Source organism: Gemmatimonas sp. (assembly GCF_041689975.1).
GTDB lineage: Bacteria > Gemmatimonadota > Gemmatimonadetes > Gemmatimonadales > Gemmatimonadaceae > Gemmatimonas.
The window spans coordinates 21,892-47,078 of the sequence record NZ_JBDNFF010000096.1; the positions used below are offsets into that span (position 1 = coordinate 21,892).

Consider the following 25,187-nt stretch of genomic DNA (forward strand, 5'->3'; position numbering starts at 1 on the left):
CGGCGCTCGCGTTGCCGTCGATCAGCGGTCAGTGATCGACGACGACGCGGCCGATGTCCAATCGCAGTCGGTTCACGACGCGAAGACTCTGCAGGATTGCGGCGGCGGCCAAGCCGGCGACGAGTCCCATCCATAGCCCGCGTTCTCGGAGTGGCGTCCGGAATCCCAGGTACATCCCGAGCGGGATTCCGACTCCCCAGAACGCGACCAGATGCAGGATGGCGGGCACACGTGTGTCGCCCGTGCCGCGCAGCACGCCGCTGGTGACCGCCTGAAGGCCGTCGAACACCTGGAACATGCCCGCCAGTGGGATCAACGACACCGCGACGGCCACCGTGGCGGCCTCCGTGGTGTATCGCGTCGCGAGCCATTCCGGCGCGACCATGAAGATCACGCCGCTGATGCACATCACGCCGCCGCCGCACGCGATCGCCGCCACGGCATCGCGACGCGCCGACGGCATGTCGCCGCGTCCGATCGCTCGCCCCACCACCGCCGCCGCCGCGCCCGAAATGCCGAGCGGCACCATGAACGTCATGGCGGCCATGTTGAGCGCGATCTCATGACCGGCGAGTGATGCCGTGCCCATCCAGCCCATGAAAATCGCGGTGAGGCCGAACGCGAAGCTTTCGAAGAACCACTGGATACCGATCGGCACACCGATGCGAAGCACGCGCAAGAAGGGCGCCCAGTGCAGTGACTCCGCACGCCACGGCACGATCGCCGGACGGAGCAGCGGCCACGCCAATGCGAGTAGTACGAGCGCCATCACCCACGTCGAGATGGCCGTCGCATAGCCCGCCCCTTCGACACCGAGCGCCGGCGCACCGGCATTGCCGAAAATCAGCAGCCAGTTCACGACGACGTTCACGACATTGGCGACCGCCGCGGCAACGAGGATATGCCGTACCGGGCCCATCGCTTGCAGCGTCTGTCTGAACACGTTGAACGCGAAGAACGGCACGATCGCCAGCGCGCGCCGATGCGTGTAAACCGTCGTCTCCTTCACCACATCGGCCGGCTGATCCAGGGCGAGCAACATCCATTCGACCGGCAGCAGCGCCAGCAATACCACGATGGAAACGAGTGCAGCAAGCACGAACCCACGTTGCACACCGCGCGCGACCGCCGCGTGATCACCGGCACCGACCGCCTGCGCGACGACCGGATCGATCGCGCAGAGCAGGCCCAGGCCGAACACACTGGCGTTGAAGAAATAGAAATTGCCCAACGCGACCGCTGCGATCGCTGCACCACCGAGCTTGCCGACCATGAGCGCATCGACCACGCCCATCGCCTGAATGCCAAGATTGATCAATACAATCGGCATGGCGATTCGCGCCATGTCACGCAGATCCCCTCGCCAGTCCCGACTGGACTCGACGGCGACGATCAACGCCCGTTGGTGCGCTTCGCCGAGGACACCAACTCGCGCACCTCGCGAAGCAAGCGCGGCGCATCGTAGGGAATGCCGTCCTTGATCGTCCACGCCACGCCACCACCGGGTCCCGCCGCCGCATCGGCCCGAGGCGGATAGAACATCTTGAGATCCTCGAGCGGATTGCCGTTGATCACCACCAGATCGGCGAGGAAACCAGGACGCACCCGCCCCAGCCGCGATTCTTCGCCAAGAATCTTCGCGTTGTTCGCCGTGGCATGCTGCAGCACGCGGAGCGGGGCGAATCCCGCCTCCTGATGCAGCTCGAGTTCACGAATCAGGCCGAAGCCGTACACCTGATAAATAAAGCCGGCATCTTCACCGGCGCCCACGACACCGCCAAGCCGCTCGAAATCGCGCACAGCCTGAAACCAGATCCGATAATTCTCCTTCCAGTACGCTTCGTCGGTGCTGCTCCAATTCGCGAAGTACGAACCATGGTTCGACAGATCCGGCTTGAAGTACTTGTCGAGCGTTGGATGCAGATACTCGGCGAACCACGGCTGCGTTTCCGCGCGCTGCAGGTCACGGCTGGCCTCATAGATCTCGAGCGTCGGATTCCATGCGACATTCCCCTTCACCATGGCCTTCAGTACGTCTTGCAGTCGCGTCGGATCGGCTTCGCGCCAGAGCCGACCGGCGTACCGGAAGCGCATGCCCTCGTCGGCGTAATTGAAGTTTGAAGGAAACTGCTGCAGTCCATCGGTGATGGCCGCATCCGGCACGCCATACCAGTGTTCGATGCTCGTCAGTCCGCCCGCGGCGGCGTCCCACGCGTTGGTCTCGTCTACGGCCATGTGGTGTGCGGTGCGCAGTCCGAGCTTTCTCGCTTCGTCGAGAACCGCCGGATACACATCCTTGTCCATCCCGAACAACTTGAGTCCGTCGGCACCCTGCGCCTTGAGATCACGAACCCGCTGCCGTGCCTCGACCTCGTTACGCGGCACCGGCATGTACGCGTAGCGCGCATACACGTACAAACGCGGCCCGACCAGATCGCCACTCAGGCTGCGCGCCCGCAACTGGATCGTCTTCGGAGTGTCACTCGAGACATCGCGAACGGTGGTGATCCCCATGCCAAGCCAGAGCTTCATCTGATACTCGAGCGGCTGCGCAATACCTCCACGCTCATCCTGCACATGACCGTGAATGTTGATGAGCCCCGGCATCACATACTTTCCGGTGGCATCGATGATCACGTCGCCTGCGGGACGTCGCGCCGTACCATCCTTGATCGCCACCGGATCGAGCGAAACGATCTGCGCAATGCGATTCCCCTCGATCACGATGTCCTTCGGGCCTTCGGCCGGCGTGCCGTTGCCCTCGATGATCGTCGCCCCGCGGATCACCAGTCGTGCGGGTCGCACTCCGTGCGTGGGGGCCGACTGCGCATCGAGTGTCCCGCTCATCGTGAGACACATCGGTGCAACAATAGCCAGGAAAGCGGAGAGTTTCGTCAGGCGCATCGCACTACTCCCATTCAATGGTGGCCGGCGGCTTCGAGCTGATGTCGTAGACTACACGGTTCACGCCGTCGACCTCGTTGATGATACGACTCGAAATCCGGCCAAGCACCTCATGCGGGAACGCGAACCAGTCAGCGGTCATGCCGTCCGTGCTCGTCACCGCGCGCAAGGCGATCACATGTTCGTACGTCCGACCATCGCCCATCACGCCCACCGAGCGTACGGGCAGGAACACCGCGAAGGCCTGCCAGATCTCCTGATAGAGTCCGGCCGCGCGAATCTCCTCGAGATAGATGGCATCGGCGCGCCGGAGAATATCGACGGCGTACGGCGTGACTTCGCCAAGGACGCGAATAGCGAGACCCGGGCCCGGGAACGGATGACGGCCGACCATCTCCTCGGGCAGCCCGAGCTCACGACCGACGTTACGTACCTCGTCCTTGAACAACTCACGCAGCGGCTCGATCAGACGGAACTTCATGTCCGGCTTGAGGCCACCCACGTTATGGTGCGTCTTGATCGTGGCCGACGGTCCGCCCTTCGCACTCACCGACTCGATCACATCCGGATACAGCGTCCCCTGCACCAGGAACTCGGCGCCCTGCCCCGCCTCCTCCGACGCATCCTCGAACACGTCGATGAACGTGTGCCCGATGATCTTGCGCTTCTTCTCCGGATCGCCCTCGCCAGCCAGCCCCGTCAAGAAGCGATCTTCCGCCCGTACCGTGATCAGTTTGATACCAAGGTGTGCGCGCATCGTGCGCTCGACCTGCTCTCGCTCGTGCAAGCGCAGCAAACCCGTATCCACGAAGATGCACGTGAGCTGATCGCCGATCGCCTTGTGTACGAGCGCCGCCGCGACACTCGAGTCCACGCCGCCGGACAACCCACAGATGACCTGTTTGTCGCCGACGAGTTCCCGAATGCGGGCGACTTCCTGATCGATGAAATGTCCCGGCGTCCAATCGGGCGTGCACCCGCATACGCCGAACAGGAAATTCTGAATGATCTCGGCGCCGCGCACCGTATGGGCGACTTCCGAATGGAACTGGACGGCGTGGATAGGCCGCGTGGTGTGGCGGAAACCCGCCAGCGTGTGACCGCTGTGTGCGGTGGCCACGTAGCCGGGCGGCACCTGCTCCACGTGGTCGCCATGGCTCATCCAGACGGTGGTGCGCTCGCCGGCGCCGAACCCATCGAACAGCCCGGACGGTTCGACGATCGTGACTTCCGCGCGGCCGTATTCGCGACGGCCGCCACCGACCACGGCACCACCCTCGAGATGCGCGATCAACTGCATGCCGTAACACACGCCCAGCACCGGCGCGATGTCGAGCAGCGCACGAGAGATCGTCGGGGCCCCTTCGTCTGTGACGGAACTCGGTCCACCGGACAGGATGATGCCGTCGGGCTTCCAGGCACGAATCCACTCGAGCGACTTCGACGGCGGATGAATCTCGGAGTACACGCGGGCTTCACGCACACGGCGGGCGATCAACTGCGTAAACTGCGAACCGCAATCGAGGATGAGGATACGGCTGTTCATCAGTACTTCCACTCCGGACCGGTAAGCTTGAGAAACTCGACGGCCTTGGTATGGAGATCGAGAATCGCACCCGTGGGCGCGCCGTTCAGCCAGCCGCACCCTTCACCCGGATTCACCAGCAAGGAATCTCCGCGCGACTTCATCTCGGGGATGTGCGTGAACCCGTGTACCACCACTTCATGTCCGTCGATCGAGCGCTGATGCACATCGGCGAGGTCGTGGATGAGCAAGACCGACTTGCCACCGAGATCGAAGCTGTGCGGCGATTCGTACAGCTCCGTAGCGCCGAACCCGGACTTGGCGGCCGCCTGCAGCGCATCGTGATCACCATCATTGCGTCCGAACACGCCGAGTAGTGGAACCGACAGATCGTGGAACGGCTGCAACGTGAACGGCGAGCAGTAGTCGCCGGCGTGCATCACGATCGATACACCACCGGCGATCATCTGCTCGAGGAGTTCGCGGACGGCAGGCACGCGGTCATGGGTATCCGACAGTAAGCCGATCCGCATCAGGCAGTTCTCCACTGGAGGTGCGCACGCTCGAGGCGTACGAGATCTTCGAGGCGTTCGCGCTCGGTGATCACGGCGAAGCGATCTCCATCCACCAGGACTTCGGCAGGGCGCGGACGGGAGTTGTAGTTGGACGACATCGTATAGCCATAGGCACCGGCCGTCTGCACGGCGAGCAAGGCACCGGCCACGACATCCGGCATCGGTCGGTCTTTCGCGTAGAAGTCTCCCGACTCGCAAATCGGTCCAACGACATCCGCGACGACGGTTCCTTCGGTGGCTTCGACGGCGTCGATCCGATGGTACGCCTGATACAGCGCCGGACGTACGAGATCGTTCATACCGGCGTCTGTCACGATGAAATCCTTGCCGGCGGCGTGCTTCCGATACAGCACTTCCGTGATGAGTACGCCGGACTCCGCCACCAGGAACCGCCCCGGCTCGAGCAGCAGCGTCAGCCCGGTCTCCCGGGCTGCTGCGAGCACGATCGCGGCGTAATCGTCCACGTCGGCATCCGCGTCATCGGCGTGATACGGTACGGCTAATCCGCCACCGACGTCCATGTAGGCAATGGCATGACCATCGGCGCGAGCCGCGGCGATCGCCGAGAGCAAACGCGGCAGTGCGTCGCGCATCGGATCGGCATTACCGATCTGCGAACCGAGGTGCATGCCCAAGCCGCGGAGCTCCACGTTCGGCAGATCGTGCACCATGGCGACGAGACGCGACACGTCATCGCGCGGAATACCGAACTTCTGTCCCTTCTCGCCGGTCTTGATGTACGCGTGCGGCGTGTCGACGGTCACTTCGGGGTTCACCCGGATCGCGATGGGCGCCACGACGCCCTGGCGGCCCGCCACCGCGTCGATCGTGACCAGCTCCGCTTCCGACTCGACATTGATCAGCAGCACGCGTGCTTCGAGCGCGTGCTCGATTTCTCCTACGGTCTTGCCGACACCGCTGAAGACCACATCGCGGCCGGTGAAGCCGGCTTCGCGGGCGCGGAACAGTTCCCCACCCGACACGATATCGACGCCAGCGCCGAGCTCATGGAGCAGACGCAACACGGCGAGGTTCGAATTCGCCTTCATCGCGAAGTGAATGCGATGCGGCACGCTCACGAACGCCTGCTCGAGGCGTTGCAATCGTGCGCGAATCGTGTTCGCGCAATACACGTACGTCGGGGTACCCACCGCTGCCGCGATGACCGGGATGGGCACCTGTTCCGCGTACAGCACACCGCCCCGCCGGGGGAATGCCGGTTCGGATCCTGAGGAAGGCATCGCGTCGTTCAGTACGAGCGAGCCCACACGACCTCGTACTTCGCCGGCTCACCCGTGACCATGCACGTCGTCGGCGCTTCGGGCGACCGATACTCCGGATCGGGGATCACGCGGATCGTCGCTTTGGTCTCTTCCTTCACCTGTTGCTCGACGGCAGGGTCGCCGTTCCACCCCGCATACACGAACGCGCCAGGGCCGTCCATGACTTCCTTGAACCGGTCGTAGCTGATGCGTTCACGAATCGTGTTCGCCTCGACCCGTGCGCGGGCGGCGGCCAACATGTCCGCCTGGATCGTGTCGAGCACGACCGGCAACTCGGTGCGAAGCGTATCGAAGCTGATCGGACGCTTCTCGCGCGTATCGCGACGTACCAGCATACCGGTGTTCGACGCCAGATCGCGGGGGCCGATTTCCATGCGCAGCGGAATGCCGCGGAGCTCCCAGTGATAGTATTTGGCGCCGGGCTTCACGCCGATGCGGTCGTCGACATGTGCCCGGATCCGCTCGTGGTCCGGACGCTTGAAGCTGCCCAGATCGTCGGCGATGCGCTTGGCCATCTCCACCGTGGCCGCGCGCTCCTCCTCGGTCTTCCAGATCGGCACGATCACCAACTGAATCGGCGTCAGCTTCGGTGGCAGGCGCAGTCCCGCGTCGTCACCGTGCGTCATCACGAGGCCGCCGACCAGACGCGTCGAGACGCCCCAGCTGGTATTCCACGCAAACGCCTGTTCACCCTGCTCGTTCTGGAAGCTGAGATCGAACGCCTTCGCGAAGTTCTGCCCGAGGTTGTGCGAGGTGCCGGCCTGCAGCGCCTTGTTGTCCTGCATCATCGCCTCACACGAATACGTCCGGAGCGCACCCGCGAACTTCTCGGAGTTCGTCTTCTGACCGGTGATCACCGGCATGGCCATGTAACCTTCCATGAATTCCCGGTATACGCCGAGCATGCGACGCGTCTCCTCTTCGGCCTCGTCGTGCGTGGTGTGCGCCGTATGGCCTTCCTGCCACAGAAACTCCATCGTACGCAAGAACAGACGCGTGCGCATTTCCCAACGCACCACGTTGGCCCACTGGTTGTAGAGCAACGGCAGATCGCGGTAACTCTGCACCCACTTCGCGAACATCGAGTAGACGATCGTCTCCGACGTGGGACGCACCACGAGCCGCTCTTCGAGCTGCTTACCGCCACCCATGGTGACGACCGCACACTCCGGCGCGAAGCCTTCCACGTGTTCCGCTTCCTTCGAGAGGAAGCTCTCGGGAATGAACAGCGGGAAGTAGGCATTCACGTGGCCCGTGGCTTTGAACATGTCGTCGAGCGCGCGCTGCATACGCTCCCAGATGCCGTAGCCGTGCGGTCGAATGACCATGCACCCGCGCACCGGCGAGTAGTCGGCGAGCTCCGAACGCAGGACCAACTCGTTGTACCACTCGCTGAAGTTGTCAGCGCGCGTGGGCAGCTTCTTGTCGTCACTCATGGGCGGTATCCGTTCGATTCAACGTCGACGATGCCCACGTGCTCAGGGCATCAAGGGTCTGCACGATCTCTTCCTGTGCACCAACTGCTCGCGCGCGATAGTTCACGGCGTCACCGGTCGTGTCCACCACGATCGTGGCGAGACTGCCGGCTTTCCGGGCGGCTTCCAACTGCTTCTCCACACGCTGCTCACGCAGCGCGAACTCCACCGAGTAGCCATCGGCTCTCAGCCGCGATGCCGCGCGCAGCATCGCGGCTGGATACGACGCGCTGTCCGGCGCCTGCGCGATCCACAGTGCCACGGCGGGCGCTGCGGCTTTCATCAGCCCGCGTGCCCTGAGCAGCTCACCGAGCACGACATCGCCCATGCCGAAACCGAGCGCCGGCAGATCGATGCCGCCGAGCGACTTGAGCAGATTGTCGTATCGGCCGCCGCCGCAGATCGCCCGAAACTCTCCGACGTTGTCGAACAGTTCGAACACGATTCCGGTGTAGTACGCGAGGCCGCGCACGATCGTCAGATCGAAGCGCAGCCACGCGCCGATCCCCAGTGCCTCACAATGTGCGACGTACTGCGCGAACCGCTCCACGTGCGGCGCCACATCCGGCGCATGTCCATAACGCGACTGCAGCGTCGCCAAGTCGAGCGTCGCGAACCCGAGAATCGCTTCGACGGTCACGGGTGGCAAGCCGGCGACCGAGAGTTTCTCGGCCGAGATCTCTTGCGGCTGACGTTCGAGTTTGTCGAGCACGGCATACACCGCCGGCCACGTCGCCTCGTCGATGGCAAGGTGCGCCAGCAGACCGTTCAGCAACCGGCGATCGCTGACGCGCGCGCGCACATCACTGGCCGTCAGCCCGAAGGCCGCCATGATCTCCACCGCCATCGACAGCAGCTCGGCGTCCGCGAGCACATCCGACTCACCGACGATATCGACGTTGAGCTGAAAGTGTTCACGGAGACGACCCTTCTGCGTCCGCTCGTAGCGGAACAGCTGCGGCATCGAGAACCAACGCACCGGCTTGCGCAGCGTCTGCGCGCGTGCACCGACCATTCGTGCGAAGGTCGGCGTCATCTCGGGACGCATCGCGACGGCGCGTCCGCCTTTATCGACGAACCCGAACAGCTGGCCCACGATTTCGTCGCCGCTCTTCTGCGTGTAAAGCTCGAGCGGCTCGAGGGGTGGCCCGTCATACTCCTGAAACGCATAGCGCCGCACGACGCGGCGCCAGGTCGCGAAGATGTGGGCTCGCTCGGCGAACTGCTCGGGATAGAAATCTCGGAAACCCGGGAGGAGCTTTGGAGGCATCCTTGAAAGTTACCGAGCGAGCGGATCGACCTGCAACCGCTCCATGGCATCGCCGACCGTATGAAATGATCCCGTCACGAGCACCGTGGCGGCCCGTTCGCGCGCGTAGTCGAGCGCCAAGGCGAAATTGTCCACACGCTGCACCGGCAACCCCGCTGCCGCCGCCCATGCCGTGACCTCGTCCAGATTCCAGGCACGCGCCACCGGTGCCGTGGGAGCCATCGTCACCACGATGTGCGTCGCCACCCGCGCAACCGCCCGCAGGATCCCCGCCCAGTCCTTGTCGCGCAGCACACACACCACGGCAGTTACCGGCAGCGGCACGCCGACCTCGAGCAGATTGGCCGCCACCGTCGCCGCGCCGTCTGCGTTATGCGCCACATCAAAGAGCCACGGACCAGCGCGATGGAAGCGTCCCGACAGACGCACCCCGGGCAACAGCGCCGCCGCGTTTCGCTCGATATCGACCCAGCGCCCGCCGGCTCCACGCAGCATTGCCAGAGCCACACCGGCGTTGTGGGCTTGAAAGTCGCCAATCAACGGTGTCGTCAATCGACGCTCACCGTCTGGCGTAACCAAGGTGAAGCTCGTGCCGACACCGCCGACTGAAATGTCCCGCACCTGCCAGTCACGACCAGTGACCAGCACGGGACCTGCACCCACGGCCTCGGCGCGAGCGGTGAGGAGCGCTCGAATCTCTGGCCGCGTCTCGCCCACGACCGCCACCGCACCGCGCTTGTAGATGCCGGCCTTCTCGCCAGCGATCAGCTCGAGCGTATCGCCGAGAAACTCCATGTGGTCAAAGCCGATTTGCGTCACGGCGCTCGCCAGCGGCTCCACGGTGTTCGTGGCGTCGAGCCGACCGCCCAAACCCACTTCGACGATGGCCACATCGACCCGCTGCGCGGCGAACCAGTCGAGGGCCATCGATGTGGTCGCCTCGAAGAAGGTTGCACCGAGGCGGGTCATCTCCGGCTCCCACTGATCGAGCCAGGCAGTGATCGCGTCATGTGGCATCGGCGCACCGTTGATCACCACACGCTCAGCGAAATCCACGAGGTGCGGAGACGTATAGCGACCAACGCGCAATCCGGATCCGCGTAGCATCGCGTCCAACGTGGCGACCGTGCTGCCCTTCCCGTTCGTGCCCGCCACGTGGAATACGGGATAGGTACGATGGGGATTGCCGAGCAACGCCAGCAACTCCGAGACACGCTCCAGCCCGAGACGCCAAGCGCCGCCGGTACGCAAGAACAGTCGGCGGAGCGCGTCGTGATATGCCGAATCGGGCAGCGAGGCCCGTTCAGCCGCTGACGTCGGCGGGGGGGCCAGTGGATTGAAGGTAAGCTTTCCTGCACGTGCCCCGCCGCCGCGGGACGTCCGGTCATATGCCGCATGAGTCGCGAGAGCGTATCGCGCAACTCTTTCCGGTGCACGACCTGATCAACCATACCCTTCTCCAGCAGGAACTCCGCAGTCTGGAATCCTTCCGGCAGATCCTGCCCCAGTGTCTGTTTGATCACGCGTGGTCCAGCGAAGCCGATGACCGCCCCCGGCTCGGCCAGGATCGCATCGCCGAGCATCGCAAAGCTCGCACTGACGCCACCGGTGGTCGGATTGGTGAGCACGGAAATGTAGGGAATCCGCCGTTCGGCCAGCTGTGACAGCACGGCCGACGTCTTCGCCATTTGCATCAGGGAGAGGATGCCCTCCTGCATGCGCGCGCCGCCCGAGGCGCAGACGATGACCAGTGGATGCTTCTTCTCGAGCGACCGCTGCCCGAGGCGCGCAATCTTTTCGCCGACCACCGAGCCCATCGACCCGCCCATGAACGCGAAGTCCATAATACCGATCCCGACGGGTAGCCCCTCGAGGAGCCCCGCGACCGTGAGAATGGCATCGCTGTCGCCAGCGTTCGTGAGCGCGCGCTTGAGGCGGGCAGGATATTCGGGGAAGCCCAGCGGATCGACAGAACGCAACTCGCTTCCCACCTCGACGGTCGAGCCTTCATCGAGTAACATCGCCGCGTAATCCCACGCCCGTACACGGCGGTGGAAATCGCAAGCGGGGCAGACATTGAGATTCCGCAGAAACTTGTCGCGGATATCCGTATGCCCGCAGGCCTCGCACTTCTCCCACGTGTCGGGAGGAATCTCGAGGCGCTCGCGACGCGGCTGTCGGGGCGTTTTATCCTTCCTGAACCAAGCCATAGACTCTTAATGTTGGCGGTCTAGCCTTCGAAGGCTAGCCCTTGCGCACAGCCGAGATCGTTTCCCTGATCGTTCAGAGACCGATCGCGTCTGGCTGACCGCGTCCTTCGGCGGAAATTCGGAGGAGGACGGCAACCGCCGTCCAACTGACCAGCAGGAACGAACCACCGTAGCTGAAGAACGGCAGCGGAATACCGGTGACTGGCATCAGATTGAGCGTCATGCCGACGTTCACCATGACGTGCACGAACCACGCCGAGACCAGCCCGAAGGCCACAAGACTCGGGAAGGCGTCGTTGGCGCGCGATGCCACGCGCGTCGTTCGCAGGAAGAGCGCCAGAAATAACGTGAGTGCGATACTGACGCCGATGAACCCGAGCTCCTCTCCGACCACCGAGAAGATGAAGTCGGTGTGTCGTTCAGGCAGGAACTTGAGACGCTTCTGACTCCCCAGCGTAAAGCCTTTGCCGAACAGTCCACCGGAGCCGATGGCCACCTTGCTTTGAATAACGTGATAGCTCGAGCCCTGCGGATCGACGTTCGGATCGAGGAATACGAGTAGTCGCTTCTGCTGATACGGCTTGAGCTTGTCCCACAGAATCGGTGCCACCCCACCCATGATGACGTTCATCATCACGATGACGACGCCCTCCAGCAGGTAGGGACGGTACCAGAGCACCAACGCGACGAGAATGAGGAACCACGCGCCCCAGATGCCCGTGCTGAAGGCCAGCACGAGGCTGATGCCGGGGCTCGCCAACAACAGCAACAGCGGCCACGCGACGCCGGCCCAGAAGAGCATCGCGAAGCAGATACCGATGAACACGATGCCGGTGCCAAGGTCGGGTTGCGCCATGACCAGCAGCCACGGAATGCCGACCACGAGTAGCGGTCGCCACAGGTCGACCAGCGAGCGAATCGATTCACGTTGCGCGGCGAGAACGCGCGCGAGCATGAGCGTGGTGGCCAGTTTCGCCAATTCCGCTGGCTGTCCGATACGCACGCCACCGATGCTGAGCCACCCCTTCACACTGGCGGCCGTTCCGGCGCCCGTGCCCACGAACAGCACCAGCAGGAGCAGCGTGCAACTCAGTGCGTACAGCGGCCATGCGCTCCACTCGATCAAGCGCACCGACCCACGCGAAATGATCCACGTGGCCGCCAGCGACACGCCGAACCACCCGAGTTGCCGCTTCCACGCGTTCTCGATGATCGGCGAAGGGCTGTCGATCTGCCCTGCCGAGAACACCATCGCGATGCCGAAACCGGTAAGCAGCAACGCGATCACCAGCAGCGGAACGTCGATACCTTTTCGACGCAACACGGAGATTCCGGCCATGTGCTCGCTGCCTCAGTCGTTGACGATGGCGGTCATCGTCAACCGCGCCTTGAGATACCGCTCCATCAACTTGGTCGCCACGCGCGCGGCGGTAGAGCCGTGCAATCCTTCCTCGATGATGATGGCGACCACGATCCTGGGATCGTTGGCCGGTGCGTATCCCACAAACCACGCATTGTCGAGCTGGCCGTTCACCTGTGCCGTACCCGTCTTACCGGCGATCGTGAGTCCTTGAATTTGCGCTCCGGCAGCGGTGCCGCGGGAGACGACATCAGCCAGCGCCAGCTGGATGCCCGCCAACTGCGTCTTGTCGAGATTGAGGATCTGCTTGCGCTCCGGCTCGCGCGAAACGATCTGCGGCGTCGCCGCCGAGCCGTCGGTGGCGAGCGCTGTGTAGAAGCGCGCCATGCTCACCGGCGTTTGCGCGTTGTCCGCCTGTCCGATGGACAAGCTCAACAGCACGGAACGATTCCAACCGCGCGCGCCGTACTTTCGGTCGAAGTACGTCGTGTTCGCGAACCACGTCGGCTTTCGCTCACTGGGCAGGTCGATCTGTGTCTTGTCGGCGAAGCCAAGACTGATCCCTCCTGCCAGCAGATTGGACAATCCGATCTTGAGGCCGAGTTGATAAAAATACACATCGCACGATTTCGCGATGGCCTGCGCCAGCGTGACATCACCATGCCCGCGCTTGTCCCAGCATTTGAAGACGCGGCCGTAGTAGTAGCCACCCGTGCACGGCTGCGGCATGCGAGTCTCCATCGTGACCAGGCCGCGCTCCAAGCCCATTATAGCCGTCGCTAATTTCCACGTAGAAGCCGGCGCATACGTTCCGGAGATCGCCCGATTGAACTGCGGCCGATGCGGATCGAGGCGCAGACTCTCGACAAAGCTGCTCGATGCGCCACCGATGAACTTGTTGATGTCGTAGGAGGGGGCGCTGTACAGCGCCAGCACGGCACCGGTCGTCGGTTCCAGCGCGACCACCGCGCCACGCAGCGAATCGCCGAAGTACTGATGCGCGTACCGTTGCAAATCGAGGTCGATATTCGTGCGCAGCGCCGGCGGTGCTTCCGGCTGCTCTTCCGGTCGCACGCCGGCGTCGCGCACCACGCGATTCCGCGCATCGACTTCAACGAATCGACGGCCTTCCTTTCCACGCAGCTGCGCCTCGTACTGCAGTTCGAGACCGGTCTTGCCGACTTGCTGTCCAGCCTTGTAGCTCTCGTACTTATCCTTCGAGAGATCGGCTTCCGAGATTTCGCCGGTGTATCCGACCAGCGCCGCCATCGCCGCGCCATCCGGATAGTACCGCTTCGGAGAACTCTGAATGATCAGTCCGGGAAATTCGACGCGACGCTCTTCCAGCACCGACACGACCTGGAACGACGCGTCGTTGAAGATCACCGCCGGCCGCGTACGCGCACGACGGAAACGCCGCACGGCCAGCTCCTGCTGCGCCGAGTCGATCTGAATCACCTTCGACAGCGTGGTGAGCGCCGACCGCAGCGAATCCTCCGTCGGACTCAGGATCGACACCGAGTACCCCGGAAGATTCTCAGCGATCACTTCGCCATGCCGGTCATAGATCGTGCCGCGGGCACCGGGCAGCGGCACTTCACGCAAGCGGTTGTTCTCCGACTGCAGCACGTACTCGGCATTCTGCAGCACCTGGGCGCGAAAGAACGCGCCACCGAGCGCCACAAAGGCGGCGAACAGCAGCACGCGAGCGAGACGCGCACGACGAAGAATCGCGTTCGGATGGTAGCTCACGACTTCACACGCGGCCCGACGTCCGGGTGTTCCGGATGCAATGCATGGAGAGCCTCAATAGGTGTGCGGTCGATACAACGGACGAAACACCGTGAGCAACAACACCGCCAGCAACGCGGTCAGCGCCGCGGATAGCGGAGACCAGAGCAACAGCGTTACGACCAACGAGGCGCCGGACGGGCCGCCAGTGAGCAACGTCATCGCGATGTCGAATAGCCACTTGCCGGCGAATATGAACAGTCCGGTAAGCGCCACATGATCGGCGAAGAACACGGCCTTGAGCCACGAGGCGCCGAAGGCGACGAGCGTGAGCACGAGTGCCGCTGCCCCGAACGACCCCGGTGCGAGTGCATCGACGGCGAGGCCGGTCGCAAAGCCGGTCAGCGCCGCCAGGCCGGGGCGCATACGGACGGCCGAGAACAAGATCGCGATAACGACGAAGTCGACGTTCGCGCGGCCGCTGAACAGCGGACGCACGGCGAAATGCGCCGTCAGCAGAATCGTGAATCCCAACCAAGCGCGGAGCGCGCTGCCGATGCCCGGCGTCTGTTGCTGCGGACGACTCATGCGACCTGCCTCGTCGTCTGCATCATTGCCAGCCCGCCGGCGGAGGGCCGGTGCGCGGCGCAGGCGGCGGCACCGTAGGGCGCGGCTTGCTCGTGTCGGGGCGCACACGCGCACGAGCGCCGCTGTCGGCGCGGGCACGAATGCGCGCACTGTCGGCGCGCGCGCTGTCGGCCGCTGTGCCGCGACCGCCGGCCACGAAGGCCAGCGTCGAATCGGCCAACGTATCGACCGCCGCATCGAGCGCCGCGCGGCGCGCGGCAAGTTCATCGAGCGCGGCGACGCGTGCCAGCGAATCACCGGCGGCGGCGACAGCGCGCGCCGCACTGTCGGCCGCGCTCACGGTCGTCCACACACCGTTCACGCCGCGCTGGGTACGCGACGACAACAGCACGAGCACCGGACCGATCGCTGCCGGCAGCACCGACGGCTTGACCAGATACGTGCGCGCCCACTTCTCCGGCGTGGAGAGCTCGCCGAGCACGGTACCGACGGGAATGCCACGCGGATACGTGGCGCCCAGGCCCGAACTCACGATCAGGGTGCCCGGTTCGAGCTTGGCGCGAAATGGCACACCACGCATCTCGAGCAGCCAGCGCTCCGCGCCGGCTCCGAGGTGCGGCTGTACGATGCCGAACGCGCCTTCGTCCGCGCTCATTGCACTCACGCGAAAGTCGGGGTGCGCCCACGTAATGGCGAAGCTCGTGGCGCGGTCTACACTCTGCACCATGCCCACGAGACCATCCGCCGTGACGACGGGAAGGAACGGCTGGACGCCCGCATCGGAGCCGGTTGCCAGGGCGATGGTGAACTCATCGCCCGCGCCGCGCGACGGCAACAACTCGGCCGGCACAAATCCATCCTGCAGCCGCGCCGAAAGACCGAGCAATTTGCGCAACGTGGTGTTCTCGTCAGCCACAGCCTTCACCTGCAATGCTTGCGTAGCCACCTGCCCGCGCGTGACCAGAACATCGTTACGCGCGACAATCGCCGCACGCACGGACGAGGCACGCCCTTCGAGCGTCACGAGCGGCGACAGTACCGTCGTACGCAACGTCGCGGCGAGACCTTCGCGCGTACGCCGCGGAAGAATCAGGGCAAAGACAGCCAAGAGGACACACACCAGCCCGAGGCCGGTATCGAGTCGCCCATCGGAGCGGACGCTTCGGGCCACCGCGCGATCAGGTCGTGAGCACGGACCAGTACTTCTCCTCGTCATCGAGGATCTTGCCGGTACCACGCACCACACACGTCAGCGGATCTTCGTCCACGTGAATCGGCAATCCGGTTTCCTGACTGAGCAACACGTCGAGCCCGCGGATCAATGCACCACCACCGGTCATCACGATGCCGCGATCCACGATGTCCGACGCCAATTCGGGCGGCGTGATCTCCAGCGCGCGGCGCACCGCGTCAACGATCTGCTGAATCGGTTCCTGAATCGCTTCACGGATTTCGCTGGAGTGCACGCGCACCGTTTTCGGAATACCCGACACGAGATCACGACCCTTCACTTCCATCTCGCGTTCGTCGCCCACGGGATACGCCGAACCGATTTGAATCTTGATCTGCTCCGCTGTCGGCTCACCGATCAGCAGATTGTAGTTCTTGCGCATGAACTGTACGATGCTGATATCGAGCTCGTCACCGCCGGTACGAATCGAGGTGTCGCTCACAATGCCCGACAGCGCGATCACCGCGATTTCCGTCGTACCACCGCCGATGTCGATCACCATGTTGCCGGTGGGCGATTCCACGGGAAGTCCGACACCAATCGCCGCCGCCATCGGCTCCGTCACCATGAACACTTCCTTGGCGCCAGCACCGAGCGCCGAGTCACGCACCGCGCGCTTCTCCACTTCCGTGATGCCGGAGGGAACGCACACGATGACGCGCGGCTTCACCTTGAACACGTGCTTGTCGATGACGAGCGTCAGGAAATAGCGCAGCATCTTCTCGGTCACATCGAAGTCGGCGATCACGCCGTCCTTCATGGGGCGGACCGCCATGATGCCGTCGGGCGTGCGACCGAGCATGCGCTTCGCTTCCAGACCGACGCCCTTGATCTTCTTCGTCTCGCGATCGAGCGCGACGACCGAGGGCTCGTTCAGCACAATCCCCTCGCCCTTCACGTAAATCAGCGTATTGGCGGTGCCGAGATCGACGGCGATGGCATTCGCCGGGAAGAACGAGTTGGACTTATTGAAGGGCCAGAACATCCAGGTATGTGCTCGACGGCGCGGGGCGCCGGGAAAGGGCATGCGGCAGCAGCAGTGATCGGTAAGGTACGTACGCGTCAGAGCAGTTACAAGCCGTTGCGGCAGCGTGACCTAGCTCACGTCACGCAATCCGGGATGGAAACGACGAGAGGCCACCGGACAATCGTCCCGGTGGCCTCTGATGGTCCCACGGGTCGCGCTATGCGACGAACGTTGCCGGGTCTGTGAACTCCATACCGAAAGCGTCGGAAACGCCCTGATAGGTGAGCTTGCCCTCGGTCATGTTGAGCCCCTTCAGAAGCGCACCATTCTCACGAAGCGCCTTCTTCCAACCCTTGTTGGCCAGCAGCAGGGTGTACGGCAGCGTGGCATTCGTCAGAGCGAGCGTCGAAGTACGCGGCACCGCTCCCGGCATGTTCGCCACCCCGTAGTGGATGATTCCATCCACCGTGTACGTCGGGTTCTCGTGCGTCGTCGGATGGATCGTCTCGACGCAGCCACCTTGGTCTACGGCCACGTCCACGATGACCGCTCCCGGACGCATGCGGGCCAGGTCCTCACGGCGCACCAGCTTCGGCGCCTTGGCCCCGGGAATCAGTACGCCACCGATCACCAGATCGCAGGTGCTGATCTGCTCGAGGATGTTGTGACGGTTCGAGTGCACCAGCTGCACGTTGGCCGGCATCACGTCGGAGAGGTAACGCAGTCGCTCCAGCGACAGATCGAGCACTACGACCTTGGCGCCTAGCCCCGCCGCCATCTTCGCCGCGTTCACACCCACGATACCGCCACCAAGGATCACTACCTTGGCCGGCGCGACGCCCGGCACACCACCCAACAACACGCCGCGGCCACCGTAGAGCTTCTCGAGGTACTTCGCGCCTTCCTGCACCGCCATCCGGCCCGCCACTTCGGACATCGGGATCAGAAGCGGCAGATCACGGTTCGGCAGCTCGACCGTTTCGTACGCGATGCACGTGGCGCCACTGGCCAGGTGCGCGTTGGTGAGCTTCTCGTCGGCCGCGAAATGGAAGTATGTGAAGAGCGTCAGGTCGCGACGCAGGAACCCCCACTCCTTCTCGATCGGCTCCTTCACCTTCAACAGCAGCTCGGCGCTGCCCCACGCCGTCGCGGCGTCAGGCACGATCTCGGCGCCAACGGCGCGGTACGCGTCGTCATCGAAGCCGCTGCCGATCCCGGCGCCCGACTCGATGAACACCTGATGGCCTGACGCCGTGAGCGCTTCCGCGCCGGCGGGGACGAGGGCCACCCGATTCTCGTTGGTCTTGATTTCTTTGGGTACACCGAGGCGCATAGTCGTCATGTCCGGGAAGGGTAAGACGTCAGCGAACGGCCTTGGGGCCGAGGCTGACGAGAATTTGTCGATCGGGGTCGAAGAACTCGCGCGCGACGTCGCGCACGTGCTCCAGGTCGATGGCATCGACCAGCGCCTTGAGCTCGTCGATGCTGCGGTACGGCTCGCCGTACAACGCCGTGAGCGCCGCCCGATACATGCGCGACGACACGCCTTCCATGGACAACACGAGCTGTCCGCGCAGCTGGCGCTTGCCAGCGGCCAGATCGGCCTCCGACAGGCCGTTCGCCGCGACATCACGCAGCACATCGCGAACGGCATCCAGCGCTTCCTGCGCCGTGTCCGGGGCACTGGCGAGATACACGCCATGCGCGCCGGTGTCGGCATACGAGCTGCTGAAGGTCTGCACGCTATACGCGAGCCCCAGCTCTTCGCGCACCTTCTGAAACAGGCGGGAGCTCATGCCGCCGCCGATGAGCATGTCGAGCAACGCGAACGCGTAGCGGCGGGAGTCGCCGAAGGCGATACCCTGTGAACCGAGCACGATGTGCGTCTGCGCGATGTCCTTGCGCGACACATGCTCGGCGTGCGGCCCGGCCGCCTCGACGGGGTCGAGCGGAAACGGCGTCATGTCACCGCGTGCCCTCGTGCTCCACCCCGTGTTGTGCAGCACTTCGAGCAGCTGATCATGCTCCACGCGTCCCGATGCGGCAACGACGAGGCGACCAGGATGGTACGCACGCTCGTGCAGATCATGGAGATCGGCTACCGAGAGCGCCTTCACCGTAGCGCGCGTGCCAAGGATCGGGAAGCCGTGCGGATGATCACCCCAGACGGCACGATTGTGCACATCGAAGATGATGTCGTCGGGCGTGTCGTCGACCATGCTGATCTCCTCGAGAATCACCTTTCGCTCGAGGGTGAGATCCGCCTGACGCAACAACGGCTCGAAGATCAACTCCCCGATGACCGATGCGGCCTCGGGAAGATGTTCGTCGAGCACACGTGCCTGATACGACGTGTGTTCACGCTCGGTGTACGCATCGAGCGAACCACCCAGCGTTTCGAGCGCGAGGGCGATCTGCTGGGCCGTGCGCGTGCGCGTTCCCTTGAACACCATGTGCTCGAGCAGATGCGACACGCCCATCTGTTCGGGTCGTTCATGAAGCGTTGCGGCGCGGACCCACGCCCCGAAAGCAACCGACCGCGCTCCCGGAACGGATTCCGAGAGCACGGTCAGTCCATTGGGCAGGTCCGTGCGTTGCAACGTGGGCGCCTGAGCACCCGACGTATCAGCGCCGATCGCGACCGCCACCACCGCTCCGTCCACCGCTACGACCACCACGATCGCCACCGTCTTCACGGCGCGGCGGGCGCTCACCCGGCGTCTCTTCCGGCATGCCTTCGGGGCGCGGGAGCAGCGCCTTCATCGACAAACGCAGACGACCACGCTCATCGCGATCGACCAACTTGACTGTCACGCGATCGCCCTTCTTGACCACGTCTTCCGGCTTCTCGACGCGTTCCCACTTCATCTCGGACACGTGCAGGAGCGCCTCGGTACCCGGCATGATTTCAATGAACGCGCCGAACGCCGTCACGGTCTTGACCGTGCCTTCGTACGTGTCGCCCACCACCGCCTCGGCGGTCATGGCCTGCACCATCTGACGCGCACGCTCCATCGATTCGGCACCGACGGCGGCAATCGTTACCGTTCCATCGTCGTCGACCGTGAGCTCGGCGCCGGTCTCTTCCTGAATGCCACGAATGTTCTTGCCCTTCGGTCCGATCAGCTCGCCGATCTTGTCGACCGGGATCTGCACCGTCACGATGCGCGGCGCGTACGGCGAGAGCTCGGCGCGCGGCGCGGCCAGCGCCTTGTCCATTTCGGCGAGGATATGCAGACGGCCTTCCTTGGCCTGCAACAGTGCCTCTTCCATGATCTTGAGGTCGAGCCCCTCGATCTTGATATCCATCTGGATCGACGTGATGCCGTCCTTCGTGCCCGCGACCTTGAAGTCCATGTCGCCGAGATGATCTTCGGTGCCGAGGATGTCAGTGAGGATGGCGTACTTGTCGCCTTCCTTGATGAGACCCATCGCCACGCCGGCGACGGCCGCCTTCATCGGAACGCCGGCATCGAACAGGGCGAGCGAGCCGCCACATACGGACGCCATCGACGACGAACCATTCGACTCGAGAACTTCCGAGACGATACGGATCGTGTACGGGAAATCGGCAAAGTCGGGGAGCACGCCCTGCAGCGCGCGCTCGGCCAGGTTCCCGTGGCCGATCTCGCGACGGCTGGTGCCACGCATCGGACGCACTTCGCCGGTCGAGAACGGCGGGAAGTTGTAGTGCAGCATGAAGGAGCGCGTGGTCTCGCCCGCTTCGTTGATCGTGTCGAGACGCTGCGCATCCTTCGCGGTGCCGAGCGTCGCGGCGACGAGCGCCTGCGTCTGGCCACGCGTGAAGAGCGAGGAGCCGTGCGCACGCGGCAGCACGCTGTTGTCGATGCTGATGCCGCGCACTTCGGCGGGCTTGCGGCCGTCGACGCGCAGATTCGTGGTCAGCACCTGCGCGCGCAGCTCATTGTACTCGACATCGCCGAGGACGCTGTAGATGTCCTTCGCGTTGTCGGGGAACTCGACGAGCAGTTCGGCCGCCGCTTCCTTCTTGACCTTTTCGATCGCTTCGATGCGCGTGTGCTTGTCCTTCTGATTCAGCGCTTCACGAATACGACCCGAGGCATGCGCCGTGGCGCGGGTGATGACCGTCTCGGGCGCGACCGTCTTCGTCCACGCCATCTTCGGCACCTGCACCTTGGCCAACAGTTCGTTCTGCATCGCGATGAGCTCGCGGATGCCGTCGTGCGAGAGACGTAGCGATTCGAGCACGTCGGATTCCGACACTTCGAGCGCGCCGCCTTCCACCATCACGATCGAATCCTGCGAACCGGCGACGATCAGCTCCATATCGGAGAAGGCCAGCTGCTGGAACGTCGGGTTGAGCACCCAGTGTCCCTGCACGCGACCCACGCGTACGCCGCCGATCGGTCCCATGAACGGGATCTTCGAGGCGTTCAGCGCAAACGACGTGGCGAGCAGCGCCAGCACGTCGGCGTCATTCTCCTGGTCGGCCGAGATGACGTAAACGAACACCTGCACTTCGTTCTTGAAGCCTTCCGGGAACAGTGGGCGGATCGAGCGGTCGATGATGCGGCACGCCAGGATCTCGTGATCGTGGGGACGCCCTTCGCGCTTGATGAATCCGCCCGGAATCTTGCCGGCGGCGTAGGTCTTCTCCTTGTACTCGACCGTCAAGGGGAAGAAGGGGAGCGGACTCTGGTTCTCGCTCACGGTAACGGCGGCGAGAACCATCGTTTCGCCGAATTGTACGACCGCGGAACCCGCCGCCTGCTTCGCCATCCGACCGGTCTCGATAACCAGGGGGCGACCGGCGAACGTCCGCTCGATTCGATGCATCATCTGCTGAATAGCCTCATGAGAACGCAAATCGCGCGGGAGGCATGAATGCCCCCGCGCGACAACATGGCGTGGTCCGACTTAGTATCGGAGACCAAGTTCCTGCACGAGCGTGCGATACTGCTGCACGTCCGTACGTTTCAAATAGTCGAGCAGGCGACGACGCTTGCCCACCATCTTGAGTAGCCCGCGGCGACCGTGATGGTCCTTCGCGTGCGTACGAAAGTGTCCCGTGAGGTAGTTGATGCGATCCGTGAGGATGGCAATCTGAACCCGGGTCGATCCGGTATCCACATCGTGGGACCGGTACTTGTCTATCGTGAGTGCCTTATCGAACGCCATCGTCGTAATATTCTCAGCGCGTGTCGTGCGCAGCCTTTTGTGCGCGCAATAGTAGGAAGCACAAAAGCTTAGTCCACCTTGCCCCGCCTGTAAAGGACCTCGACGTGCCTGAACGCTATTTGGGGCAAATAATCGGCAAATATCGGGTCACCCGGTTTCTCGGCTCGGGGGCCTTTTCGTGGGTATACGAGGCGGTAGACCAGGATTTAGAGATCCCGGTCGCCCTCAAGATCCTGCGTCCGGAATTTTCCGGACAGGACATCGCGGAAGCGCGCTTCCGTCGGGAAGCCGCCACCGCCGCCCGTCTGCGACACCGGAATATCGTCACGATCCGTGACGTCGGTCAGATCGACGGCACGGTGTTCGTGGCCATGGATCTTCATCCGCTCACGCTCGGGCGCCGACTCGCGTTGGCCGGCCGACTGCCCGAGGCCGAATGCATCCGACTTGGCACCGACGTCGCTGCCGCCCTCGCCGTCGCGCACGCCGGCGGCGTGATTCATCGCGACATCAAGCCCGACAACATCCTGCTCGGGACCGACGGTGAAGCGGTCGTGGCCGATTTCGGCTTGGCGCGCGCTCTGGCCGGCGCACCGTCCCTGAGCGCCACGAATCACGTCATGGGCACGCCCCATTACTTCAGCCCGGAACAGGCCCGCGGACAGGAGATCGACGCGCGCAGCGATCTCTACTCGCTGGGCGTCACGCTCTATCGCGCCGCCACCGGCCACTTGCCATTCGACGGCGATGATTGGTACGCCGTCGCCAAGCACCACATCGAGACGGCGCCCGCACCACCGCGCACGTTTGTCCCTGATATCAGCCCGGAGTTCGAGGCGGTGATTCTACGCCTCCTCGCCAAACAACCCGAGCAGCGCTACCAGTCGGCCACGCAGCTGCTCGACGCCCTCGGTTCGCTCTCCAGCGCGTCCGAGCGCAGCGGATTCACACCGGGTTTTGGCTCGCATACTGTCGATGCCTTTCCGGCCGTGCGCGCCTCGACATCGCGGGTCGCCGTCGCGGGCACGATCCTCGTGATCGGTGCCGCTGTTGCCTGGCTGACGCTGCGGGATCGCTCCGCCTCGCCCGCGTTGAGCGAAGGCACCGCCGGCGACTCCGCGTCGCTCACGGCCGCTCCGACGCTTGGCTCCGGACCGATCGCCGACAGTGCCCGCGGAGCGCGCGATGTTCCTCTTGGTAATCCTGCCGCATCGCGCGCCACGCCTCCGCCCGTCGGTGACAGCCTGCGCACAGTGCCCTCCACGCGCCCCACGCGCGCCGCGCCGGTTCGCACCGCGCGCGTCGAAATCTCCGCTCCCGATTCCGCGCGGCTGTACATCGACAATCGTCTGGTCGGGACCGGGCACTACAGCGGTGACTTTCCGGCCGGTTCCAAACTCTCGGTGCGGGCCGTCATCGCCAGCGCGGCAACGTCGTGTACGGTCGCGGTTCGAGACACCTTGCTCTCGCTCAAAGCCGGTGACCGCGTAAACCTGACCCTGCCCGTTCGAGGCTGTGCCGTGGTGAGCTACGACGTGACGCCCCGCGATGCGCGGGTCACGTTCACCCCCTTGGACGGGGGGCCGTCAGTCGAACTGCGCGCCGACAGCGCCCGTGCCCTCTCGCTGCCCGAAGGACGCTACGAAGTACGAATCCAGGCCCCACGGTGTGTGATAGGCACCGACACGCTCCAGGTGGCCGGCAGGGCCGACGGCGCCCCCATTACGCGCCGCTTCCTCCTTATCTGCAGCTAGAGCCAACACTCTTCACTTGATGACTCGCATCGCATAGACGATTCGGACACTTATCTCAAAGCCGGAGATGGCGGGGACGGTCGCAGGGCTTCCCTCCGCGACACGCCTGACCGATTACATCAGCCTGGGCGTGTTGATTCCGCGGTTTCCATTTGGACACCGTCGAGCAGGCACTATTCGAGACGGAGCGCGTCAGTCAGCGGGAGCGTGACCTGCCGGCACACGTCATTTACTACTCCATCGCGCCGGCGCTCCATCTGGAGGTCTCCATGCGCGAAGTGATGCGCTTCGTGCGCAAAGGCGTGCGCTGGCTCGGGGAGCCCCGCACCGTCGTCGATCCGGCGGCCAATCGGCAGGCTTTCAGGACGCCGACACCACGCTGACTTCAGTTGTCACCGAATTGGCGATGAAGCACTCGCGATGCGCTTTGTCGTGTAGCCAGTCGAGATCGGCTTGCGTCGGTTGTTTGGCACCGCTGTACACGATCTTCGGATGCAGTTCCACACGGCTGACTGCCAGCTTGCCGTTCGCATTCTTCTCCAGATGTCCGACCGCAGTGTCGTCGTAGCTGTCGACAACGAATCCCTTGTTCGAAGCGAGCGCAAGAAATGTCAACATGTGGCAGCTCGACAGCGCCGCGACGAACGCCGCTTCGGGGTCAACACGCTGCGCGTTGCCGAGATATCCGGGCGCGGAAGATGCTGGAACCTCGACGCCGCTTTCGAAGTGCTACACGTGGTCGCGTGGAAACGTCTTGTAGCCAAAGTCGACGCCGTGACGCGCCCATGTGATCGTCGCTCTATGTTCGGACATTGAATTGGCGATCCTCACCAAGTGGGTTGTCAACGGCTGTCACCGGCGACAGAAGGAGTGTGTCGAGAACGCCTTCTACCAACCCCCGAGGATAAAGGGTGCGGTGCGTTGACTAATACCTCGGCTGCTGCGTTGGCGGCGTACGGAAGCGGGTCGTAGTACACCGCACCGCCGTACCGAAGCCGGCCGGTGATGAGCCGCGCGCCGCGCCGATAAGTGAGAGATGTGTAGCCCCACTGCAGCAGCACGCTCGAGTGGTTACGAAAGCCCATACGAAGAATCAGTAGCGTCCCAACGTTTTGGGATTGGAACGGTATAAGTGGTTGATTTTCCTGGGGAAC

General features: G+C 63.9%; 20 protein-coding genes and 1 pseudogene. 2 read left to right on the top strand and 19 right to left on the bottom strand.

All coding sequences use genetic code 11. The annotated features are described in order from the left end of the window. Window positions 1-28: 28 nt before the first annotated feature. From ACESNG_RS06725 to rpsO, 18 genes and pseudogenes are all read right to left on the bottom strand, one after another. Complete coding sequence (locus tag ACESNG_RS06725; RefSeq protein WP_373060549.1) at window positions 29-1,345, bottom strand: MATE family efflux transporter; 1,317 nt, start codon at window positions 1,343-1,345, stop codon at window positions 29-31. Between the two features lie 47 nt (window positions 1,346-1,392). Beyond that, window positions 1,393-2,904 carry an amidohydrolase family protein gene (locus tag ACESNG_RS06730; RefSeq protein WP_373060548.1) on the bottom strand — a complete coding sequence of 504 codons (1,512 nt, stop codon included), beginning with the start codon at window positions 2,902-2,904 and terminating at the stop codon, window positions 1,393-1,395. A 4-nt stretch (window positions 2,905-2,908) separates the two neighbouring features. After that, complete coding sequence (guaA, locus tag ACESNG_RS06735) at window positions 2,909-4,450, bottom strand: glutamine-hydrolyzing GMP synthase (protein ID WP_373060547.1); 1,542 nt, start codon at window positions 4,448-4,450, stop codon at window positions 2,909-2,911. After that, window positions 4,450-4,962: a YfcE family phosphodiesterase gene (locus ACESNG_RS06740; protein WP_373060546.1), complete on the bottom strand. Its 513-nt coding sequence runs from the start codon at window positions 4,960-4,962 to the stop codon at window positions 4,450-4,452. The genes guaA and ACESNG_RS06740 overlap by 1 nt, the downstream gene beginning before the upstream one ends. Beyond that, on the bottom strand, window positions 4,962-6,245 hold the full coding sequence (gene lysA / locus ACESNG_RS06745; protein WP_373060545.1) for a diaminopimelate decarboxylase: 1,284 nt from the start codon (window positions 6,243-6,245) through the stop codon (window positions 4,962-4,964). Before lysA ends, ACESNG_RS06740 begins: the two co-directional genes overlap by 1 nt. 8 nt (window positions 6,246-6,253) lie before the next feature. After that, on the bottom strand, window positions 6,254-7,723 hold the full coding sequence (gene proS, locus ACESNG_RS06750) for a proline--tRNA ligase (protein WP_373068310.1): 1,470 nt from the start codon (window positions 7,721-7,723) through the stop codon (window positions 6,254-6,256). Next, the gene (gene hisS, locus ACESNG_RS06755; RefSeq protein ID WP_373060543.1) at window positions 7,716-9,032 is read right to left on the bottom strand and encodes a histidine--tRNA ligase; all 1,317 of its coding nucleotides are present in this window, start codon (window positions 9,030-9,032) and stop codon (window positions 7,716-7,718) included. The genes proS and hisS overlap by 8 nt, the downstream gene beginning before the upstream one ends. 9 nt (window positions 9,033-9,041) lie before the next feature. Then, window positions 9,042-10,226 (bottom strand): folylpolyglutamate synthase/dihydrofolate synthase family protein, encoded by a 1,185-nt coding sequence (locus ACESNG_RS06760; RefSeq protein ID WP_373068312.1) that lies wholly within the window; start codon window positions 10,224-10,226, stop codon window positions 9,042-9,044. Between the two features lie 155 nt (window positions 10,227-10,381). Further along, window positions 10,382-11,242: pseudogene (accD, locus tag ACESNG_RS06765) on the bottom strand (acetyl-CoA carboxylase, carboxyltransferase subunit beta); the annotation flags it as partial. 73 nt (window positions 11,243-11,315) lie between these two features. Beyond that, entirely contained in the window at window positions 11,316-12,566 is a 1,251-nt protein-coding gene (rodA, locus tag ACESNG_RS06770; RefSeq protein WP_373068314.1) for a rod shape-determining protein RodA, read from the bottom strand. Between the two features lie 27 nt (window positions 12,567-12,593). Next, complete coding sequence (gene mrdA / locus ACESNG_RS06775) at window positions 12,594-14,354, bottom strand: penicillin-binding protein 2 (RefSeq protein WP_373068316.1); 1,761 nt, start codon at window positions 14,352-14,354, stop codon at window positions 12,594-12,596. Between the two features lie 54 nt (window positions 14,355-14,408). Next, window positions 14,409-14,921: a hypothetical protein gene (locus tag ACESNG_RS06780; RefSeq protein WP_373059671.1), complete on the bottom strand. Its 513-nt coding sequence runs from the start codon at window positions 14,919-14,921 to the stop codon at window positions 14,409-14,411. A 22-nt stretch (window positions 14,922-14,943) separates the two neighbouring features. Beyond that, window positions 14,944-16,092, bottom strand: coding sequence for a rod shape-determining protein MreC (gene mreC, locus ACESNG_RS06785; RefSeq protein ID WP_373059669.1), 1,149 nt, complete (start codon window positions 16,090-16,092; stop codon window positions 14,944-14,946). 7 nt (window positions 16,093-16,099) lie between these two features. Then, the gene (locus ACESNG_RS06790; RefSeq protein WP_373059667.1) at window positions 16,100-17,137 is read right to left on the bottom strand and encodes a rod shape-determining protein; all 1,038 of its coding nucleotides are present in this window, start codon (window positions 17,135-17,137) and stop codon (window positions 16,100-16,102) included. A gap of 199 nt (window positions 17,138-17,336) precedes the next feature. After that, window positions 17,337-18,452: an alanine dehydrogenase gene (gene ald / locus ACESNG_RS06795; protein WP_373059675.1), complete on the bottom strand. Its 1,116-nt coding sequence runs from the start codon at window positions 18,450-18,452 to the stop codon at window positions 17,337-17,339. Between the two features lie 28 nt (window positions 18,453-18,480). Continuing rightward, window positions 18,481-19,833, bottom strand: coding sequence for a M16 family metallopeptidase (locus ACESNG_RS06800; RefSeq protein ID WP_373059665.1), 1,353 nt, complete (start codon window positions 19,831-19,833; stop codon window positions 18,481-18,483). Next, window positions 19,745-21,940, bottom strand: a complete 2,196-nt coding sequence (locus ACESNG_RS06805) for a polyribonucleotide nucleotidyltransferase (protein WP_373059663.1) — start codon at window positions 21,938-21,940, stop codon at window positions 19,745-19,747. Before ACESNG_RS06805 ends, ACESNG_RS06800 begins: the two co-directional genes overlap by 89 nt. A 78-nt stretch (window positions 21,941-22,018) precedes the next feature. Further along, complete coding sequence (gene rpsO, locus ACESNG_RS06810; protein ID WP_373059661.1) at window positions 22,019-22,279, bottom strand: 30S ribosomal protein S15; 261 nt, start codon at window positions 22,277-22,279, stop codon at window positions 22,019-22,021. A 104-nt stretch (window positions 22,280-22,383) separates the two neighbouring features. Here rpsO and ACESNG_RS06815 point away from each other — a divergent pair, with 104 nt between their 5' ends. Both ACESNG_RS06815 and ACESNG_RS06820 read left to right on the top strand, forming a co-directional pair. Beyond that, on the top strand, window positions 22,384-24,033 hold the full coding sequence (locus tag ACESNG_RS06815) for a serine/threonine-protein kinase (RefSeq protein WP_373059659.1): 1,650 nt from the start codon (window positions 22,384-22,386) through the stop codon (window positions 24,031-24,033). Between the two features lie 152 nt (window positions 24,034-24,185). Continuing rightward, window positions 24,186-24,416, top strand: coding sequence for a transposase domain-containing protein (locus ACESNG_RS06820; protein ID WP_373059657.1), 231 nt, complete (start codon window positions 24,186-24,188; stop codon window positions 24,414-24,416). Here the strand turns inward: ACESNG_RS06820 and ACESNG_RS06825 are convergent. Continuing rightward, the gene (locus ACESNG_RS06825; protein ID WP_373068318.1) at window positions 24,394-24,651 is read right to left on the bottom strand and encodes an OsmC family protein; all 258 of its coding nucleotides are present in this window, start codon (window positions 24,649-24,651) and stop codon (window positions 24,394-24,396) included. The genes ACESNG_RS06820 and ACESNG_RS06825 overlap by 23 nt on opposite strands. Window positions 24,652-25,187 lie beyond the last annotated feature (536 nt).

Coding starts and splice junctions, on each gene's coding strand:
- ACESNG_RS06725 (WP_373060549.1), bottom strand. CDS start 1,345: ATGGCGCGAATCGCCATGCCGATTGTATTGATCAATCTTGGCATTCAG.
- ACESNG_RS06730 (WP_373060548.1), bottom strand. CDS start 2,904: ATGCGCCTGACGAAACTCTCCGCTTTCCTGGCTATTGTTGCACCGATG.
- guaA (WP_373060547.1), bottom strand. CDS start 4,450: ATGAACAGCCGTATCCTCATCCTCGATTGCGGTTCGCAGTTTACGCAG.
- ACESNG_RS06740 (WP_373060546.1), bottom strand. CDS start 4,962: ATGCGGATCGGCTTACTGTCGGATACCCATGACCGCGTGCCTGCCGTC.
- lysA (WP_373060545.1), bottom strand. CDS start 6,245: ATGCCTTCCTCAGGATCCGAACCGGCATTCCCCCGGCGGGGCGGTGTG.
- proS (WP_373068310.1), bottom strand. CDS start 7,723: ATGAGTGACGACAAGAAGCTGCCCACGCGCGCTGACAACTTCAGCGAG.
- hisS (WP_373060543.1), bottom strand. CDS start 9,032: ATGCCTCCAAAGCTCCTCCCGGGTTTCCGAGATTTCTATCCCGAGCAG.
- ACESNG_RS06780 (WP_373059671.1), bottom strand. CDS start 14,921: ATGAGTCGTCCGCAGCAACAGACGCCGGGCATCGGCAGCGCGCTCCGC.
- ACESNG_RS06790 (WP_373059667.1), bottom strand. CDS start 17,137: ATGTTCTGGCCCTTCAATAAGTCCAACTCGTTCTTCCCGGCGAATGCC.
- ald (WP_373059675.1), bottom strand. CDS start 18,452: ATGCGCCTCGGTGTACCCAAAGAAATCAAGACCAACGAGAATCGGGTG.
- ACESNG_RS06805 (WP_373059663.1), bottom strand. CDS start 21,940: ATGATGCATCGAATCGAGCGGACGTTCGCCGGTCGCCCCCTGGTTATC.
- rpsO (WP_373059661.1), bottom strand. CDS start 22,279: ATGGCGTTCGATAAGGCACTCACGATAGACAAGTACCGGTCCCACGAT.
- ACESNG_RS06825 (WP_373068318.1), bottom strand. CDS start 24,651: ATGTTGACATTTCTTGCGCTCGCTTCGAACAAGGGATTCGTTGTCGAC.